Annotated in this window: 15 protein-coding genes; 11 read left to right on the top strand and 4 right to left on the bottom strand. The window is 71.8% G+C overall.

Annotation, left to right across the window (positions count from 1 at the left end; translation table 11 throughout):
• Positions 1–29 precede the first annotated feature (29 nt).
• On the top strand, positions 30–992 hold the full coding sequence (locus ACFXMF_RS10820; RefSeq protein WP_360312710.1) for a LysR family transcriptional regulator: 963 nt from the start codon (positions 30–32) through the stop codon (positions 990–992).
• A 51-nt stretch (positions 993–1043) separates the two neighbouring features.
• On the opposite strand, the gene ACFXMF_RS10815 is transcribed toward ACFXMF_RS10820, so the two are convergent.
• Positions 1044–1607, bottom strand: coding sequence for a hypothetical protein (locus ACFXMF_RS10815; RefSeq protein ID WP_360312708.1), 564 nt, complete (start codon positions 1605–1607; stop codon positions 1044–1046).
• A 214-nt stretch (positions 1608–1821) separates the two neighbouring features.
• Between ACFXMF_RS10815 and ACFXMF_RS10810 the strand changes: the two genes are divergently transcribed.
• From ACFXMF_RS10810 to ACFXMF_RS10795, 4 genes are all read left to right on the top strand, one after another.
• A complete protein-coding gene (locus ACFXMF_RS10810) occupies positions 1822–6894 on the top strand; it encodes a tetratricopeptide repeat protein (protein ID WP_379988846.1) in 5073 nt (1690 codons plus the stop codon).
• A 38-nt stretch (positions 6895–6932) separates the two neighbouring features.
• On the top strand, positions 6933–7355 hold the full coding sequence (locus ACFXMF_RS10805; protein ID WP_360312704.1) for a hypothetical protein: 423 nt from the start codon (positions 6933–6935) through the stop codon (positions 7353–7355).
• Positions 7356–7727: 372 nt separating this feature from the next.
• Positions 7728–9635 (top strand): glycoside hydrolase family 5 protein, encoded by a 1908-nt coding sequence (locus ACFXMF_RS10800; protein ID WP_379988845.1) that lies wholly within the window; start codon positions 7728–7730, stop codon positions 9633–9635.
• Between the two features lie 174 nt (positions 9636–9809).
• Positions 9810–10601, top strand: a complete 792-nt coding sequence (locus ACFXMF_RS10795) for an SDR family oxidoreductase (protein WP_360312700.1) — start codon at positions 9810–9812, stop codon at positions 10599–10601.
• A 41-nt stretch (positions 10602–10642) separates the two neighbouring features.
• Here ACFXMF_RS10795 and ACFXMF_RS10790 read toward each other — a convergent pair whose 3' ends face one another.
• Entirely contained in the window at positions 10643–12232 is a 1590-nt protein-coding gene (locus ACFXMF_RS10790; protein WP_360312698.1) for a helix-turn-helix domain-containing protein, read from the bottom strand.
• A gap of 234 nt (positions 12233–12466) precedes the next feature.
• Here ACFXMF_RS10790 and pruA point away from each other — a divergent pair, with 234 nt between their 5' ends.
• Positions 12467–14095, top strand: a complete 1629-nt coding sequence (gene pruA, locus ACFXMF_RS10785) for an L-glutamate gamma-semialdehyde dehydrogenase (protein ID WP_360312696.1) — start codon at positions 12467–12469, stop codon at positions 14093–14095.
• Between the two features lie 32 nt (positions 14096–14127).
• The gene (locus tag ACFXMF_RS10780) at positions 14128–15057 is read left to right on the top strand and encodes a proline dehydrogenase family protein (protein ID WP_360312694.1); all 930 of its coding nucleotides are present in this window, start codon (positions 14128–14130) and stop codon (positions 15055–15057) included.
• A gap of 154 nt (positions 15058–15211) precedes the next feature.
• Here ACFXMF_RS10780 and ACFXMF_RS10775 read toward each other — a convergent pair whose 3' ends face one another.
• Positions 15212–15418, bottom strand: a complete 207-nt coding sequence (locus tag ACFXMF_RS10775) for a hypothetical protein (RefSeq protein WP_360312692.1) — start codon at positions 15416–15418, stop codon at positions 15212–15214.
• Between the two features lie 577 nt (positions 15419–15995).
• Positions 15996–16169 carry a hypothetical protein gene (locus ACFXMF_RS10770; protein ID WP_379988843.1) on the bottom strand — a complete coding sequence of 58 codons (174 nt, stop codon included), beginning with the start codon at positions 16167–16169 and terminating at the stop codon, positions 15996–15998.
• Between the two features lie 161 nt (positions 16170–16330).
• Here ACFXMF_RS10770 and ACFXMF_RS10765 point away from each other — a divergent pair, with 161 nt between their 5' ends.
• The 4 genes from ACFXMF_RS10765 (at position 16331) to ACFXMF_RS10750 (ending at position 18693) form a co-directional block, all read left to right on the top strand.
• On the top strand, positions 16331–17326 hold the full coding sequence (locus ACFXMF_RS10765; protein ID WP_379988842.1) for a Scr1 family TA system antitoxin-like transcriptional regulator: 996 nt from the start codon (positions 16331–16333) through the stop codon (positions 17324–17326).
• 200 nt (positions 17327–17526) lie between these two features.
• Positions 17527–18063 carry an NUDIX hydrolase gene (locus ACFXMF_RS10760; protein WP_379988841.1) on the top strand — a complete coding sequence of 179 codons (537 nt, stop codon included), beginning with the start codon at positions 17527–17529 and terminating at the stop codon, positions 18061–18063.
• 124 nt (positions 18064–18187) lie between these two features.
• On the top strand, positions 18188–18451 hold the full coding sequence (locus tag ACFXMF_RS10755; protein ID WP_360312684.1) for a hypothetical protein: 264 nt from the start codon (positions 18188–18190) through the stop codon (positions 18449–18451).
• Positions 18448–18693, top strand: coding sequence for a hypothetical protein (locus ACFXMF_RS10750; RefSeq protein ID WP_360312682.1), 246 nt, complete (start codon positions 18448–18450; stop codon positions 18691–18693). The genes ACFXMF_RS10755 and ACFXMF_RS10750 overlap by 4 nt, the downstream gene beginning before the upstream one ends.
• Positions 18694–18714 lie beyond the last annotated feature (21 nt).

Below are 18714 nucleotides of genomic sequence, written 5' to 3'. Positions count from 1 at the left end.
ACCTTTGGTTGTCACCTATGGTGGGCGGCATGGATCTCGACCTCGCCCGGGTTCGTTCCTTCGTCGCCGTGGCCGAACTGCGGCACTTCGGCCGGGCCGCCGAGCAGTTGGCGATCAGCCAGCAGGCGCTGTCCAAGCGGCTGGCCCGACTGGAGAACGAGCTGGGCGTCGCGCTGGTGGACCGGGGCGGCAAGGGTGGTCGAGGGGTGGCCCCGACCGAGGCCGGGGCCCGCTTCCTGGAACCGGCCCGCCGGGCACTGGCCGCCGCCGACCTCGCGGTCGACGCGCTCCGACAGGCGCGGCCCGGCGTGCGACTGGACGTGTGGGGTCACCTGTACGCGCCGATGCGCACGCTCGCCCGGGTGATCGAGGCCGCGCCGGAGCTGGACCTGGAACCGGGCGCGGGCCGCGATCTGCCCACCGTCGCCGCCGCGATCGTGCGGGGCGACGTGGACACGGGCTTCGGCCGGGTGCATCCGCTGCCGGGCGGCACGCCGCACGGGCTGACCCATCGGCTGGTCCGGCTGGAACCGGTGGACGCCGTGGTCGGGATCGGCCACCCGCTGGCCGGCGCCGACACGCTGCGCCCGAGCGATCTGCGCGACAGTGTGTTGTGGTGCCCGGCGGCGGTGGACCGGCTCGACTTCCTGAAACGTTTCGCCGACACGTTCGGGATCACCGAGTGGGCCACCGGGCCCAACCTGGGCCTGGAGCACTTCGTCGACCGGTTGCGTACCGACCCCACGTGCTTCGCGCTGCTGCCCGCCGACCATGCGCTGCCCGCCGCCGCCCGTGCGGTGCGCTCCATCCCGCTGGTCGAGCCCACCCCGCTGTACGCCTGGTCGCTGCTGTGGAACGCGGATCGCCCTCACCCGCAAATGGCGTACCTGCTACGCGAGTTCGGCCGGATCGGCGCCCGCGAACGCTGGCTCGACCACGACCCGACCCGGGACTGGCTGCCGGACGCCGATCACACCCGGCTCACCGACTGAGGCCGAGTGCGGCCCGCGTTCACCGCCCCGGGGCACGCCGGGCGGGTCCGCTCAGGAGACCAGGTCGCACCAGAACGGCACGGTCACCGGTGCGTGTTCGGGGCTGCCGTCGGCGAACTCCACCGCGAGGTAGTTCGCCAGATTCGCGCCGTAGACCACGATGTCGGTCTGCATCATGGACAACACCGGGTGGTCCCACTGCCCCGCGATGCCGGGCAGGTAACGATGGCCGAATACCGGGACCATCGTCGGCACCCGCGCGAGCTGGTAGCGCGCCGACTTGAGCGCGTGCCGAAGCTGCGCCGGGCGGGCCCCCCACGCCGCCGGCCAGAACGCGTTGTGCTCCACGTCGTACAGCACGCCCTCGGCCGGCCAGCCCAGTTGGGCCTTGAGGCCGCGCGCGTTGCCATCGCGCCAATTCGGCCAACCCTTCCCGATCGGCAGGCCGGCCGACAACAACAGACGGTGATCGGCGGCGAACCGGATATCGAACCGCGTTTCCACCGAATCGAGCTCGTCCGAGGTCAGCCCAGGGGTGATCTCGGCACCGGTGTGCTCCAGCAGCCGGCGGAAATCCTGTTCGGTCGGTCGATCCGGGGGCGGTGTGGTGGTCATGGCCACCGAGCGTAGTCGGCACCGGCCGCCGCCCCGACGGCGCCGGGGCGGCGCGCGGCGTGATTTTGCCCAAGCCGGGCCCACCAGGCACCTGAAAGTCGGAGGATCGGTGTTCTAGCATGAGCGCTCGATATCTGCATGCACGGTGTTGTTGGGATGAACGGTCGGGGGACCCGTTGATCGACGAAGTTCGACATACCCCGTGGGCCGCCCGATGACGGTCCCGCTACTCGCCGCCGTCGCGGCCCTCATCGCCTTGGTGGCCGCCCTGATGTGGTTCGGTATTCGTCGAGGCCCCGCCTCGATCGCGGCCCGCGCCGACACCCTGTTGACCCAGGCCGAGGCCGCGCACCGGGCAGGCCGGCTCGCCGCGGCCGAGCGCGGCTATCGACGTGTCGCGGACGCGCTGGTCCGGCCCGGCACCCCGGACACGCTCACCGGCACCCGCGGCCGGGCGTTGATCGGACTCGGCGAGGTGGCCGGCCGCCAGGGCCGCTCGACGGACGCGATCGCCGCGTTCCGCACCGCGTTCGCGCTGACCGCGCTGCCCGCCGCCGCGCTGGAGCTGACCGCCGCCGAGGCGACCCGGCGGCCGGGACCGGACGCGCTGGACATCGCCATCTGCGTGGACCTGGTCACCCGCACCGACACCGACCCCGACCATCTCGCCTACGACTTCCTGGAGGCCAGGTGCGTGGTCGCCGTCGGCCTGTCCAGGGAGGCGCTGGTCGCGGTCGAGGAGCTCGCGGGTCGGATCGAGGCGGGAGCACCTCGGCTGGAATGGGCGGTGTACGCCCGTGCCTGCGCGCTGCGCGACCTCGGTCGGCCGGCCGAGGCGATCGCCGCGTTCGAGCGCGCCGACCGGCTCGTGGCGCGCGCGGCCACCGGCTACGAGCTGGGCAGGCTGCACCGCGACGCCGGGCGGCCGGACGAGGCGCTCGCGGCGTTCGAACGCTCGCTGACCATCGAGCCGGAGCGGCCCGAGGTGCTGTACGCGATGGCACTGACCCATCTGCGCCGCAAGCCCGCCGACAAGGTGTCCCGGGACGCGGCGCTGGAAGCCGCCGTGGCCCTGCTCACCCGCACCTGCACGCTGGCCCCCTCCCACGCACAGGGCTGGCTCGGGCTGGGCCGCGCCCAGCACGCGCTCGGCCGGGACGCGGCCGCCCTGGAGCCGCTGCGCCGGGCGGCCGACCTGCTGCCCGAACACGCGGACGTACAAATGGAATTCGTGACGCTCACGCTGGCCCGGGGGGAACGGGACGGGGCCTTCCCGGTGTTGCGACGGGTGCTGGCGAAGCAACCCCGGCACCTCGCGGCCAACCTGACCCTGGGCATCCTGCACGACCAGGACGAGGACTTCGCGGCGGCAGCACCCTGCTTCGAGCGTGTGGTGGCCGCCGAACCCGGGCACGCGCGGGCCCGGTTCGGGCTGGGCCGCGCGCTGTTCGAGCAGGGCGACGCGGCGCGTGCGGTGGTGCACCTGGCCGAGGTCCGCGAGCGCACCGCGGCGCAGCACCATCTGCTCGCCCGCGCCTACAGCGCGGCCGACGAACTCCGGTCGGCCGACGCGGCGTTCTCGGCGGCGATCGCGGCGGGCGACGACAGTGCGCTCGCGCATCATCGGCAGGCGTGCGTGCGTTTGCGGGACGAGCGGCGGCAGGACGCGATCGCCTCGTTCTGGCGCGTGTTGGACCGGGTGGACGACGATTCGCCGTTGGCCGCCGAGGCGTTGTTGTTCCGGGGCATCGCCTATCGGGACGAGGGGGATCTGGGCGCGGCGCGGGCCGACGCGGAGGCCGCGGTGGCCGCCGCGCCGGGCGATCCGCGGGCGCACTACTCGCGTGGGACGCTGGCCGTGCTGGAGGACGAATGGACGCTGGCCCGGCGCGAGTTCGAGATCGCCGCGCGGCTCGACCCGGGGTACGTGCCGGCCCGTTTCGGACTGGGTCTGGTGCGCGAGCACGCCGGCGAGCATCCGGGCGCCGCCGAGGCGTACGAGAGCGGGTTGGCGGATCGGCCGGACTGGACGCCGGGCGTGGTGCGCCTGGGCGCGGCCCGGATCGCGGCGGGCCGGCTCGCGGAGGGGATCGAGGTGCTGGCGCCGGTGCGGACCGAGCCGACCGGCGCGGCGCGCTTCCATCTGGCCCTGGGTTACGCCCGACTGGGCCGGGTCGAGCGGGCGGACGAGTTGTGGGCGGCGCCGGGCGGGGTCAACGACGCGATCCGGACGCACAATGTGGCCACCGCGCGCGATCTGCTGGCCCGTGCCGCGCTGGACGCCGGGGATCACGCGCTCGCGCGCGAGCACTGGCAGGCGTGCCGGGAGGCGTTCCCCGACCACGAGGGGTATCGCGTCGCGTTGGCCGAGACGCTGTTTCGCGAGGGCGCCGAGCTGTTGCGGTTCGGCCGCGATCGCGGCGCGCCGCTGCAGAGCGCGCGGGATCGACTCGGCGCGGCGGTCGCGCTGGTGCCGGGCGATCGGCGGATCCGGGTGCATCTGGCGATCGCGGCGTTGTACGCGGGCGAACCGGCGGTCGCCGTGCGGTTGTCGGCCGCGCTCGATCCGGTGGCCGATCCGCGGGTGGGCCATCTGGCACCGCTGGCCCGGCTCGCGCTCGGCGCGGGCACGGTGCCGCTGGGGGCGCTGGCGGAGGCCGAACCGGCCGCGTGGGCGGTGCGCGGAATGCATGCCGCGCGGGGGCGCCGGTGGGGCGACGCGGCCGAGGCGTACCGGCAGGCGCTGGTGGTCCCCGGGCCGCCGGAGCCGGATCCCCAGGCGGCGATCTGCGAGACGGCGGGCTGTGCGACGTCGGCGCGGGCGGCCTGTGGTCAATGCGGACGGGCCTATTGCGCGGACCACGGGGTGCCGGCCGGCCCCGGTGGGACCGGCGCCGCCGGTGACGCGTTGCCGGCGCGTTGTGGTGGTTGTGTGGACGCGATGTTGGCCGCGTTGACCGCGTGTGCGCATCGGGCCGGGACGAGCGAGGCGGCGGAGGTCGAGCTGATCCGCTGGGCCCGCGGCGGCGACCGCACCTCGGCACACCACCTGTTGGCCCTGTTGCGTGCCCAGCGCGGTGATCACGACGCGGCCGCGGCGGGCCTGGAGCAGTTGTTGGCGGGGCCCGGGGCGAGCGACGAGGGCAGGCTGATCGCGGCGCGGGTGTACGTGCATCGGGCCGCCGTGCACAGTGCCGACCTGGTCGCCGCGGCGGCGGACGTGGAGCGGGCCGCGCGGCTGGTACCGGAGTTGCCACAGGTGCGTCGGGCCCGACCGCTGCTGCGCTCGTGGCAGGCGCTCGCGCACGCCCGCGCGGATCGGCACGATGCCTCGATCGCGATCCGGCTCGACCTGGAACGCGCGGTGCCCACCGATGTGCGCAACCTCCAGTGTCTGGCGCTGTCCGCGCTGCGCGCCGGATCGGCCGGCGACGCGGGGCAGACCGCCGCGATGTGGCAACTGGTGTGCGGTACTTGGGCCGCGGTGTTGTACAGCCCGAGGTTCTGGATAGACCTCGAGGCGCGCACCGGCCGGGAGATATCCGACGAGCGGATCGACACCGCGCGCACCGGGCAGATCGAGCGGGTGCATCGCGAGTTGCGCGAGCGCGCCGAGCGGAGCGAGGGTCCGGTGGCCGCGTTGTATCGCGAACTGGCCCAGCGCTGGGCGTTGGAGGTGGCCGCGACCGAACGCGTCGCGCGGACCGAGCCGGCGCCGGCCTCGATCGCCTGCGGTCCGCTGTTCCTGGCCCGGGTCGCCGATCCCGAGCACGGCTCGCCGGCGGGCCGCGAACTGGCCGCCGCCGTATCGGCGGCGGTGGATCCGCACACCGCCGAGCTGCTCGGCCCGTTGGGTGTGTACCACCACCTGATCGACGCGGGCCGGTTCGACGAGGCGATCACGGGGCTGACCGCGCTGGCCGGGTTGGCCGGGCCGGCCGCGACACCCGGGGTGGCCGCGCTGCTGGCTCGGGCTCATCTGGCCCGGGCCCGGGATCTGGCCGAGCGCGCGGAGTGGGCGCCGGCGCTGGCGTGTCTGGAGCAGGCCACGCCGATCCCCGCCGATGCGACGCGGCTGGCGGCCGAGGTGGGAGTCCGGGCCGCGCAGGCCGCTTTGGCCGCCGACCCGCACGAACACACCGAGGCGGCGCGGCTGTTGGAACGCGCGTGGGCGCTGGCTCCGGACGGGCCGGGTCTGCGCGAGGCGTTGGCCGGGGCGTACGCGCAACTCGCCCGGCAGGCGCATGAAGGCAAGCTGTACCGCGACGCGATCGCGCTGGTCCGCCGGGCGCTGGAGCTGACTCCGCAGGACGAGTCGGTTCGGGCGTTGGCGGCCGGCGCGCTGCGTGGGCTGGTGATGGAGTTGTTGGCGAGGAACACCGACGCGGCCGTCGCGGAGGCGGTGGTGGCGATGCGCGAGGCGTACGCGCTCGATCCCGGCGAGGCGGGTCGGATCGGGCTGACCAACGCGCTGTTCCTGAGCGCCGAGCGCCTGGCGTTGCGCGGCGGCGCGCGCGAGCAGGCGGTGGCGGCGATGCGCGAGGCGCTCGAACTCGCGGACGCGGGCGGCGGGCCGGAGCATTCGGCCGAAGGCTCGTCCGACTCGGGAGCGCCGGAATCGGTGGCGGCCTCGGGGCCGGCGATCCCGGGCGCCTCGATCGTCGGCTCCTCGATCGCGGCCGAGGCGCGCCGCCGGGTGGCCGCGCTGTTGGTGGACGCGGCCCAAACGCGCGAGCGGGACGACGACTTCGACCGGGCCATCGATCTGCTGGAGGAGGCCCGGCACTACGGCGACGACCCGCCCACCCGCCGGGCGTTGGCGTTCAACCACTACTACGCGCGGCACTACGAGGTCGCGGAGGAGTTGCTGCGCCACGAGATCGCCGGCGGCCTGGAGATCGAGTCGCTGCGCGAGGCGTGGATCGTGGTGGTGGTGGACCGGGCCTACGATCTGCTCGCCAAGGGCGGCGCGTACGAGGCGATCGAGGTGCTCACCCGGGCGCTCGGCGAGTACGAGGAGCCCAGGCTGCGGGACGCGCTGGTGGCGGTGTACCTGCGCGAGGAGCGCTACCAGGACGCGATCCGGACCCTGGAGGCGATCCCGTTGACCCCGGAGAACAGCGTGCTGCTGGCCCTGGCGCTGCACAACGAGGGGGTCCGGCAGGCGAACATGGGTCACAACCACACGGCGCTCGTGCACCTGGAGCGCGCGAACGAGTACCACCCGACGGACGGCACCCGGGAGATCCTGGACGAGATCCGAGCCCGGATCCACGGCTACTACTGAACGATCGTCCCCACCAAGCACACCTCGGAGCACCGAACATGCCCGCAGCGGAGCGTTCGCCCTACGACGTCCTCGGCATCACCCCGGCGGCCACCCCGCCCGAGGTGCACGCCGCCTACGAGCGGGCACTGGCCGAGGCCGGCGGCACCACCGAGCGCGAGGACTGCACGACGGCCTACCTGCACCTGCGCAACACCGGCCGCCGGTTGGGCGCCGACATCCTGGAGTACGCCGCCCCCGACCCGGCGACCACGGCCCGCGAAGCCTTCGCCGGCGTCACCGACGAGCCCTTCCTGGCCCCCGACCCGCCGGCCCCACCGATCGCCGGCCTGGTCGTCCTGCGCCGCACCGACTCCACCGCCGATCACCACGAACCCCCGCCCACCACCGGCACCTTCGCCACCCCGACCCGCTTCACCCCCACCGCCGACGTCCTGCCCCCGATCGACATCCCGCGCTGACCGATCCCGACGATCGTCACCGTCACGCACCCGTCCTCGACACGCCGTTCCCCATCGCCGCGCACCCGGCCTCGTGCGCCGGTCTCGTCCCGGCGACGAAGTCCCGCGAGTCGTCCGTCCACGGGCGGAGTGTGCCCAGGGTTCGGGGTGCCCCGCAGCGACGAGGACTTCGGGCCGACCGACGGCCTCCAGGCGGTCTTTGTCGTCGGCGCCGGGCGAACGGTTCCCGTGTCACCGCGTCGCGGGTCGCGTCGAACTGCCTCCTACGGTCGGCAATACGGAGTAGTAACCGCGCGTACTGGTGCGGAACGATTCCCGCACCGATACTGCGACAGCCCGCGAGAGCCACCTCACATTAGGGACAGGGAACCCTTGACCAGAAACCGTGTCGGACCCGTCGTCATAGGCACCGCCCTGACCACATTGGCCGCTGCCCTACTCGTCCCGACCACCGCGAAAGCAGGGCCGCCGCCGAGCGCGCCCGGCACCGTCACCACCGCCCTCGCCGAGTCGTGGACCCCACCGCTCAGCACTCGGGGGCGGTGGATCGTCGACGCCGACGGAAACCGCTTCAAGCTCAAATCCGGTAGTTGGCACGGCGCCTCGGGTACCTGGGGCGGCTCCGGGGACATCGAGGACCCGGCCGACTATCACGACAAGGAGATCTCCCACGAGATGCCGATGGGGCTGGATCGCGTCGCGATCCCGACCGTCGTCGACAACTTCCGGCAGCTCGGACTGAACAGCATCCGGCTCCAGTTCTCCAACGAGATGATCCACAAGAGCACGCCGGTCACGGACGCCTCCGTCGCCGCCAACCCGCAACTGCGCGGCAAGACCCCGATTCAGGTCTACGACGCCGTGGTCACCGCGCTCACCGACGCCGGCTTCGCGGTCGTCATGAACAACCACACCACGACGTCCCGTTGGTGCTGCGGACTCGACGGCAACGAACGCTGGAACACGTCGCAGTCCACCGAGACGTGGGAGAACGACTGGCTGTTCATGGCCCGCAGGTACAGGGACAACAAGCGCGTCGTCGGCGCCGACCTGTACAACGAGGTCCGCCGCAACACGTGGGACGACCCCAACTGGGGCTGGGGCAACGACAAGGACTGGCAGGCCGCGTCCCAGCACGTGGGCGACCGGATCCTGACCGAGGCCAATCCGGATCTGCTGATCGTGGTCGAGGGGATCAACTGGCAGGGCATCCCGCTGGACGGACTCCCGCACGGGCGCCCCACGTTGGAGCCCGCGAACACGCTCTCGCACACGCTCGTGAACGCGCACAAGCTGGTCTACTCGGCGCACTTCTACGGCTACACCGGGCCCAACCACACCGGCGCGACCGGTACCGGCGAGACGCACGACTGGCGCTACCAGGAGCTCTCCCTCACCGAGCTTCGGGCCACGCTGGATCGGCAGGCGTTCTTCGTCACGACCGAGGGGCAACACTTCACGGCACCGCTGTGGATCAGCGAGTTCGGCGACGGATTCACCGAGACGAACCCGCAGTCCCGCGCGTGGTTCGGCAACTTCGTGGACCATCTGATCAGCCGGGACACCGACTTCGCGGTGTGGCCGCTGGTGGGTTGGCAGCGGGACGGGATCCCGAACAGTTGGTCCCTGGTGTCCTGGGATGCCGCCGGCAACCGCGCCGGCATCCTGGACCCGGGCGACTGGCGCACCCCGATCTGGAATCGTCTGATCACCGCGCCCGCCCGTACCGGACGGATCGCACCGGTCGCCGACTGGTCGATGCTCAACCTGGACCACGGCGACTTCGACGCGTCGCTCGAGATGCGGTCCCGTCCGGACTGGGACACCGGCGCCCGCAAGGGCACGTGCCCCGACGGCCAAAGGCTGATCGGCCTGTCCCACCATGACGGCCGCGGCCTGTGCACCGACGCGGGCGCGGTGGTACCGAGCGCGCCGGCCACGGTCGTGTGGGACGAGCGTTACGTGTCGTACGACTGGGCCGGCGGCTACTCGAAGGTCCAGTGCCCGACCGGGCAGATGATGGTCGGGTACAGCCTGCGCGCCACCACCTTCGCAAGCGCGTTGTGCGCGCCGGCGCCGGTCGGTGCGTCGTCGAGCCGCACGGTGTGGTTCGACCGGGGCGACGCGCGACCCGCGGGCAATCCCGGCGGCGAGTTCGCCTCGGGCAACTACAAGGGTCAGTGCGCGACGAACGAGTACGTGGCGGGCGTCGCCTACACCGGCCGCTTCGGCAAGCCGTTCAAGTACCCGGACGCGCTGTACTGCCGCAGCCTGGCCTGAGCCGGGCGAGGCGGGGACCCCGGGTCCCCGCCTCCCCGTACGCGTCGGCGACGGCACCGGCCGCCCGGCTCGCGGGTTTCACGGGGTGGGATTTCGGGCCCTGATGGTTGACTTAGTCCACTGTTGTGAGGATGGTGTCGGCAGGCAGTTGTCCGGAAGCAGGGGAGAGACGCCGTGGCCAAGCGGTTCGAGGGACGTAGGGCATTGATCACCGGGGCCAGTCGGGGGATCGGGGCGGCGCTGGCGGTGCGGCTCGCGGCCGAAGGGGCCGATGTGGCGGTGACCGCGCGGACCCTGCGGCAGGGGAACCTGGCCGGGTCGTTGGAGCGCACCGAGACGCTGATCGCCCGGCACGGTCGGCGCAGTGCGGTCGTGGTGGCCGATCTGTCCGACGAGGCGCAGCGGGCCCGGATCGTACCCACCGCCGTGGAGGCACTCGGCGGGCCGATCGACATCCTGGTCAACAACGCGGCGATGGCCTCCTACGCGTCGTTGCGGGTGTATCCGCAACGACGCGCCCGGCTGCACTTCGAGGTGAACGTGCTGGCCCCGATGGAGTTGTGTCAGGCGGTGGTGCCCGCGATGGCCGGCCGCGGCGAGGGCTGGATCGTGAACGTGACCAGCGGCACCGCGCGGCCGTGGGCGGGGCCGCCGTTCGAGTTGGGCGTGCTGGGTACCAAGACCGCGGTGTACGGGGCGTCCAAGGCGGCGCTGAACAGGATCACCAACGCGCTGGCCGCGGAGCTGTACGGGACCGGGATCCGGGTGAACACCATCGAACCGCGAGCCGCGGTGCTCAGCGAGGGCGCGGAGGAGTTGGTCGGCGGCCAGTTGCGGCCCGATCAGATCGAGACCATGGACCAGATGGTCTCCGCCACCCTCGAACTGTGCGACGGTCCGGCGTCCCGGACCGGCGGCGAGTACGTGAGCCTGGATCTGTTGGACGAACTCGGCATCAACGTCTGAGCGTTCCGCCGCGGGGCCGACGAGCGTGCGCCGCCGGGTCGTCACTCCGACAATCGCAACAGCAGCGCGGCGAGCAGGCGGGTCTTGGCGTCGGTCAGGTCCAGGCCGGTGAGTTCGCCGGCCCGGCGGATCCGGTAGCGCAGCGTGTTGGGGTGGATGTGCAGCCCCGCCGCCGCGGCGCGCACGTCGCCCAGCGCTTCCAGCCAGGCCAGCACCGAGTCCGCGTATTCGGTGTCGTGCTCGGCGTCGTGCGCCCGCAGCGCGATCAGTCGGGGGTCGCGGATCTGCCGTTGCTCCCTCAGCAGCGCCTGGACCTCGCCGTACAGCACCGCCGGCCGCACCTGGGACAGCGCCGCCACCTCGGCCGACACGTCGCCGGCCGCCATCGCGTCCAGGACCCGGTCGACCGATTCCCGGGCCGCCGGCGTGCGGGCCAGGCTCGGTGCCGGGTCGCCGACCGCGCCGCGCACCGCCAGGTCGAGGTGGCCGTGCGCGGCCTCGGCGATCTCCTGCGCCCAACCGAGCACGACCGACTCGGGCGGCGGCGCGGACAGCAGTACGTACAGGCGCGAGCCCAGCGGCGCGACGTGCGCGTGGCTGTGCCGGGCCGCCGCGTACACCGAGACCAGGTTGGCCAACTCGGTCCGGGCCAGCTCCTGTGACGACTCGTCCGGCGCGCCCGCCCGCACCGCGAAGCCGATGACCAACACCGGTCGCACCGGATCCAGGCCCAACTGCGCGGCGGCGGTCCGGGCCGCGACCACGCCGGTGAGCAGGCCCGCGACGCCCTCCCGGGTCACCCCGGCCTCGGCGGGCAGCCGGGTACGCCGGCGGACCAGGTGCAGCGCGGCCACCCGGGCCGCCCCGAGCAGCACCTCCTCGGCCCGCTCGGCGAGCGGCCGGCGGCCCTCCTGGACCCAGATCGTGCCCAGCCAGCGCCCGCCCGCGTGCACGCCGACCGCGAGTCGGCGGCGGATGCCCAGGTCGGGGCGCTCCTCGACGGCGACCACCTCGGTCGTGGTGCGCAGCCGATGGAAGACACCCCAGTCGCGCAGCCGGGCCATGTACTCCTCCGGCCCCTGCCAACCCAGGATGGACAACCGGCGCAGTTCGTCCGCCTCGTCCGGCCCGGTCGAGCGCGAGTAGGCGAGCACCCGGTTGGCGCTGTCCTCGATGCTCACCCCGCCGCCGGTGAGCATCGCGGTGGTCTGGGCGAGCGAAAACAGGTCGCCGCCGTCCGGGGGTTCGGCGTCCGGCTGCTCGTCCAAGGCGGCGTGCGCGAGGGCGGCGACCCGCTCCCAGCGCGCCTCCGGGCGCACCGAGAGCAGCACCACGCCCGCCGCGTCGGCCACCTCGCGCAGCGCGGCGTGTTCGCCCTTGACCGCGACCGCCACCGCGCCGGCCGCGCCCGCCGCGCGGACCGTGCCCGCCGCCGCCCGGCCGCGCAGCCCCACCGCCAGGAGCAGGTCGCCCGGCATCGCGTGCGGCTCCTCCTCGGGGTCCAGGATCGACACGTGCCGAACCAGGCCCTCCAGGCCGCCGGCAGCGGCCGCGACCCGGACCGGGCCGTCGCCGACCGGGCCACCCAGCGCGGCCAGGAGTTCGCGGAGCGGGACACCGCTTTCGGGCACTGCCGCCCCTTCGTGGGTGTTGGCCGATGAGCAAAGCGTGGAGTTTCGAGTTTAGCCGATCGGATAAACACCGTGGGTCGCGCCCGGCCTACCGTTGAGCGCGAGATCAATGCCCGAAATCGTGGTGGTTCAGCCCCGTCGGCGCGTGGCATTCACACACCGCCGGACCGCCGACACCTCGACGGTCGGCCACCCGAACAGCCGAGAACCAGAGCACCGAACAGGAGCGCCGTTTTGGACGCTGTGACCCAGGTCCCCGCCCCGGTCAACGAGCCGGTACACGACTACGCCCCCGGCACGCCCGCGCGGGCCCGCCTCGAAGCGAAGCTCAAGGAACTGGCCGCGGCCCCGATCGAGCTCCCGATGACCATCGGTGGCGCGCGCCGAATGGGCTCCGGTGAGCACGGCGACGTGGTTCAGCCGCACAACCACGGCGCGCGGCTGGGCACCTTCGCGCACGCCGGCACCCAGGACGCCCGGGACGCGATCGACGCGGCCCTGGCCGCCGCGCCTGGCTGGGCCGACCTGTCCTTCGACGACCGTGCGGCGATCTTCCTCAAGGCCGCCGACCTGCTCGCCGGCCCGTGGCGCGAGACGATCGCCGCCGCGACCATGCTGGGCCAGGGCAAGAACGCGCAGCAGGCCGAGATCGACTCGGCCTGCGAGCTGATCGACTTCTGGCGCTTCAACGTGCACTTCGCCCGCCGCGTGCTGGCCGAGCAGCCGATCAGCAGCCCGGGTGTGTGGAACCGCACGGACCACCGGCCGCTGGAGGGCTTCGTCTACGCGATCACCCCGTTCAACTTCACCGCCATCGCGGGCAACCTGCCCACCGCACCGGCGCTGATGGGCAACGTGGTGGTCTGGAAGCCGTCGCCGACCCAGACCTTCTCGGCCGTGCTGCTGATGCGCCTGCTGGAAGAGGCCGGACTGCCGGCCGGTGTGATCAACCTGGTCACCGGCGACGGCATCGCGGTCTCCGAGGTCGCGCTGAAGCACCCCGCACTCGCGGGCATCCACTTCACCGGCTCCACCGCCACCTTCCAGCACCTGTGGCGCACGGTGGGCGAGAACATCGCCGGCTACCGCACCTACCCGCGGATCGTCGGCGAGACCGGCGGCAAGGACTTCGTGGTCGCGCACCCCAGCGCCGACCACGACGTGCTGCGGACCGCGCTGGTGCGCGGCGCGTTCGAGTACCAGGGGCAGAAGTGCTCGGCCGCCTCGCGCGCCTACATCCCGCGCTCGATCTGGGAGAGCGGCTTCAAGGACGACTTCCTGGCCACCGTCGACGGCCTGTCGATGGGCGACCCCACCGACCTGAGCCACTTCCTGGGCGCGGTCATCGACGAGCGCGCGTTCGCCAAGAACAAGGCCGCGATCGACCGTGCGCACGCCGACGACACGGTCGAGGTCGTCGCGGGCGGCAGCTACGACGACAGCGTCGGCTGGTTCGTCCGACCCACCGTGCTGGTCTCGGCGAACGCCGACCACGAGATCTTCAAGGACGAGTACTTCGGCCCGATCCTGGCCGTGCACGTCTACGAGGACGACGCGTACGAGGCGATGCTCACCCAGATGGAGTCGGTGTCCGCGTACGGCCTGACCGGCGCGATCATCGCCCAGGACCGCGAGGTGATCGCCCACACGGCGCACGTGTTGCGGTTCGCGGCGGGCAACTTCTACATCAACGACCGCCCCACCGGCGCGGTGGTGGGTCAGCAGCCGTTCGGCGGCGGGCGCGCGTCCGGCACCAACGACAAGGCCGGCGCGATGCAGAACCTGATGCGCTGGACCAGCTCGCGCTCGATCAAGGAGACGTTCGTCCCGGCGACGGACCACCGCTACCCGCACATGGGCTGACCCTCACCCCACCGGTATTTCGGGAGTAGAACATGCTTCGCAGTCCCATCCTCGCGGCGGCCCGCTCGCCGCGGACCCGCTCGCTGGTCGAGAACCTGCCGCCGACCCGGGCCATCGTGGACCGGTTCGTCGCGGGCGACGTGCTCGCGGACGCGGTCCGGGTGACCCGCGAACTGGTCGACTCCGGCCGCAAGGTGACGCTCGATCACCTCGGCGAGGACACCGCCGACCGGTCCCAGGCGGACGCGACGGTGGACGCCTACGAGGCGCTGCTGGACACGCTCGGCCAGACCGGGCTCGCGCGCAGCGCCGAGGTGTCCGTCAAGCTCTCCGCCGTCGGGCAGTTCCTGCCCGGCGACGGCGAGCGGATAGCCCTGGAGAACGCCCGGCGGATCTGCGCGGCCGCGGCGAAGGTGGGCACCACGGTCACCCTGGACATGGAGGACCACACCACGACCGACTCGACCCTGGGCATCCTGCGCGAGCTGCGGGTGGACTTCCCGTGGGTGGGCGCGGTGCTCCAGGCGTACCTGCGCCGCACCGAGCAGGACTGTCGGGACCTGGCCTACGAGGGCTCGCGGGTGCGGTTGTGCAAGGGCGCCTACCAGGAGCCGGAGTCGGTCGCGTTCCAGGGCAAGAGCGACGTGGACCGTTCGTACGTGCGATGCCTGCGCATCCTGATGGGGGGTGCGGGCTACCCGATGGTGGCCTCGCACGACCCGCGCCTGATCGCCATCGCGCGCCACCTGGCGGACCTGGCCGGGCGGGCGCCGGGCAGCTTCGAGTTCCAGATGTTGTACGGGATCCGCCCGGAGGAGCAGGCCCGGATCGTCGAGCGCGGCGACCTGATGCGGATCTACCTCCCCTACGGCGCCGAGTGGTACGGCTACTTCATGCGCCGCCTCGCCGAACGCCCGGCCAACCTGACCTTCTTCCTGAGGGCGATGGCCACGAAGAGCTAACCCCCGGTCGGCCGCTCCCCCGCGCCGGACGAGCCGAACACTCGGCCCGTCCGGCGCGTGCGCGTTTCCGGATGCGCCCGGCCGGACGCGATGCGGCGGCTGCGGGCTGCGTGGTGCGGCGGGTGAGACGAAGTGGCCTTGTGGGCGCCGTCGTTCAGACCGGTCGGGTGATCGGGCCTGCCTTGTACATCTCGGCGGCGGGCGCGGTGTCCGTCTGCCGCGTTCGCACGCCGTGTTCGTATTCGACCATCCATCGGGTGCCGTCGTGCCAGATTCGGGTGATGGTGCCGAGGTGGTGGTTGCCGGGGCCGAGCTTGCGCCAGAGATGATCGCCGATCGACCACGGGGGTGAGGTGGGCACGGTCGCTCCTTGGATACGGAATAGGACGGCAGGGGCGATCTGCGTCCGGTGCCGAATGGGCGCGGGGGTGTGTTCGCGGTGCAGGATCATCCGTACGTAGCCGGGTGAGAATCCGACGGTGCGGGCGATGATTTCGGCGGGTATGCCGGCGTGGTGGGCGTCGGCGACTGCGGCACGGAGTGCGGCGCCGGCGGTGCGACACTGTTGGTGGTGGGTTTGCCGTCGGTGCTGCGGCGTTGTTGCGGGGTTCGGTGGTCGGCCCTGAAGTCGGGTGCGTTCGGCGGCGGTTGCGGCGAGGCGAGCGAGGGCGGCTTGGCGGCCGTGGGGTGGTGGGGTCACGACCCTCCTTTCGGGCGGTGGGTCGATGGCCTTGCCCGGCCGGGCGTGCGGGGGTCTTCAGGCACCCGGCCGGGCAAGGGGTCGAAGGGCCCGGCCCCGCAGCCGTGTCGGAGACTGCGGGACCGGGCGCCGCCCGCCGGCGTGGTCGGGCGCGGGCGGCGGCAGGGGACGGTTCAGGTACCGGACGTGGCCCGGCCGGTCCGGTCGACCGGGTCGAGAATCCCGGCCGGGTCGCGGATCAGGACGGTGTGCAGAACGTCCGTATCGCCTTGGCAACACCCTCGCCGTGCAGGCTCGCAATCCGCACGAGGTCGAAATGCTTGCCAGTACCCTGGAGTTGCGAATACTCGCGCGGAATACACCTGTGCGGATCCGGAATCGACGCCGCGATCGGGTGGCGGTCTGCTGTCATGACCACCAGCCTGCCGCCGAGCGCCTACCGTGACCAGTAGTGACGCCTGCACGCAGTGTGTACACCTCGGGGCCCGCGAAATACGGAACGGCCCGAGTCTGTACTGGCGTGTACAGGCTCGACCCCGCTCTATACGGGGCATGAACTCGGGAGGCGCCGAAGTGGACAACAACAACTCGAACCCGCTTGCCGAGATGTTCGGCGCTCAGCTCAAACACCTTCGTGAACAAGCCGGGCTGAGCAAAGAAGCCTTGGGCGGCAAGATCGGCAACAGCCCGCACACCATTACCGCTTGGGAGCGCGGAGCGCGCGTTCCACAAGTGGATACCGTCGAGACCCTCAGCAAGGTCTTGGGCGGGCAGGGAACGCTGCTCGTCGGTGCCAAGCACCTCAAGGACCCGACTTTCCCGGGGTTCTTCGCAGTGTTCGCGGAAGAGGAGGAGACCGCCCACTCGCTCTACAACTACGAGAACGTGGCTGTTCCCGGACTTCTCCAGACGCCGCAGTATGCGCGATGCATGATCAGCGCATATCGGCCGGCTCTCGATGACGAGGACATCGAACGTTTGGTCACAGGTCGGATCGCGCGGCAACGACTCTTCTCTCGCAAGCCGGCGGCCGACTTGGGTTTCATTCTGGAGGAGTGGATCCTCCGACGACCGTTCGGCGGCCGGGAGGTTCAGCGCGAACAGGTCCAGCGCGTCCGTGAGGTGGCCCGGATGCGCAACGTGTCGGTTCAGGTCATGCCGATGGAGTGCGAGGAACACGCCGGAATGGACGGCCCGATGGCCATTCTCGAGACCAAGGACGGGCGAACGCTCGGGTATGCGGAGGCAGGGTGGCAGTTACTGGATCTCGGATCAGGACGGGGTGCGGGCCGTGGTTCAGCGGTATGGAATCCTGCGTTCGCAGGCGCTCGATGTTCGAGAGTCGATTCAGCGGATCGAACAGATTGCAGGGGAGCTATGACCGTACTCACCGCAGGTCACGCTCCGTTGTGGCGCAAGTCCAGCTACAGCGGTAGCCAAGGCGGCAACTGTGTCGAGGTCGCTTCGCTCGCCGTCAAGGTGGGGGTTCGCGACACCAAGGTCAGCCATTCGCCCGTCGTCACAACCGGTATCGCGGCATGGGAAGCATTCCTCGACGCCACTCGCTGAACCACGCGTTCGAGTCCGTCTCCAGATCGGTCGGAGACGGGCTCGAATCATCTCGGGACCGACCGGAGGCATTGGCGAGATCGTGCGCTCGGTGCGTACGTCGTTTGGGCGAACCGGCTGTGCGCGAGGTGGCGGAGAAGGTCGAAACTGTCCGGGCGGTGCGCTGCCGGCGGGGAGCGCCGAGCCCACGGGAGGCGTGTGTGAAGTGGATCAAGCACCGTGAGAGCGACGTGTACGCCAACAAGTGGTTCACGATCCGGCTCGCCGATGTCGAACTCCCCGACGGGAGACACCTGGACCACTTCCTGATCCGGCAACGCCCCGTCGCCCTGGCCACCATCGTCGACGACCTGGACCGGGCCCTCCTGCTCTGGCGGCATCGTTTCATCACCGACACCTGGGGTTGGGAACTCGCCGCCGGGGTCGTCGAAACCGAGGCGGGTGAATCCGTGGAGGAAGCCGCAGCGCGCGAAATGCTCGAAGAGACGGGTTGGCGTCCCGGTCCGCTACGGCATCTGCTCAGTGTGGAGCCGTCGAACGGCCTGTCCGACGCCGTGCACCACGTCTACTGGTCCGACCGCGGCGAGCACGTCGGTGACCCGGAGGACGCGTTCGAGTCCGATCGGGTCGAATGGGTGCCACTGAAGGAGGTCCCCGACCTGATCGCACGCGGCGAGGTCCGCTCGGCCAACGCGGTCGCCGCGCTGCTCATGCTTCACCGGTTGCGGGGGTTGTGACCTGCGGCGAGTTCGGAGTCGCGGGGGCGCACTCCCCGACGCGTGTTGCGCCCGCGTGCGCCGGCTGTCCCTGGCGAACGGAACGATGCCATCCTGAATGGCCGCTGCGAAAGGGAGGCCATCCATGCCCAGGACCACCGTCGTCCGCGGTGAGCGGATCGAGCTGCCGAACACGCTCGCCGAGATTCGGGCGGCGCTGCCCGAGGACCGCCGCGACGAGTTCGACAAGGTCATGTACGAGACCCCGCTCGATCGACTCGAACGAGACGCCATCCTGCACTGGGCGCTTCCCCCGGAGGCCCAGGAGGACGACGAGGCTGTACATGAGCGCCTCAAGGCCGGCGACTTCAGCGACTGCGTGGACCGAGACGGGAACGCGATCACATGAGCTATCGCGTGCAATACACGAATGAGGCCGAAGACGGCCTCAAACCCCTGTCCTTTGGGCAGGTTCGGGCCTTCAAGGACGCCGTGGACTCGTCCATCGGCCACGCGCCCTACGGGTCCGGCTCCGTACAGGTCGGCAGCGACCGAGATCGCCGGGAAGCGACGATCACGGGAGTGTTCGTCCGCTACACGATCAGCGCCGGAATCCTTGTTGTCACCGTCACCCGCGCCGTTGCGCTGTGAAGCCGCCCACCTGCCCAGGAC

Origin of the sequence: Embleya sp. NPDC059213, assembly GCF_042754445.1 — a bacterium.
GTDB lineage: Bacteria > Actinomycetota > Actinomycetes > Streptomycetales > Streptomycetaceae > Embleya.
Note: the sequence above shows the minus strand (reverse complement) of the source record. Positions and strands in the feature narration are given on the sequence as shown.

Bases quoted from the DNA above. Each gene is read 5' to 3' on its own strand.
- ACFXMF_RS10755 (WP_360312684.1), top strand. From the start codon at position 18,188: ATGCCCAGGACCACCGTCGTCCGCGGTGAGCGGATCGAGCTGCCGAAC.
- ACFXMF_RS10810 (WP_379988846.1), top strand. From the start codon at position 1,822: ATGACGGTCCCGCTACTCGCCGCCGTCGCGGCCCTCATCGCCTTGGTG.
- ACFXMF_RS10815 (WP_360312708.1), bottom strand. From the start codon at position 1,607: ATGACCACCACACCGCCCCCGGATCGACCGACCGAACAGGATTTCCGC.
- ACFXMF_RS10805 (WP_360312704.1), top strand. From the start codon at position 6,933: ATGCCCGCAGCGGAGCGTTCGCCCTACGACGTCCTCGGCATCACCCCG.
- ACFXMF_RS10820 (WP_360312710.1), top strand. From the start codon at position 30: ATGGATCTCGACCTCGCCCGGGTTCGTTCCTTCGTCGCCGTGGCCGAA.
- ACFXMF_RS10770 (WP_379988843.1), bottom strand. From the start codon at position 16,169: ATGACAGCAGACCGCCACCCGATCGCGGCGTCGATTCCGGATCCGCAC.
- ACFXMF_RS10780 (WP_360312694.1), top strand. From the start codon at position 14,128: ATGCTTCGCAGTCCCATCCTCGCGGCGGCCCGCTCGCCGCGGACCCGC.
- ACFXMF_RS10750 (WP_360312682.1), top strand. From the start codon at position 18,448: ATGAGCTATCGCGTGCAATACACGAATGAGGCCGAAGACGGCCTCAAA.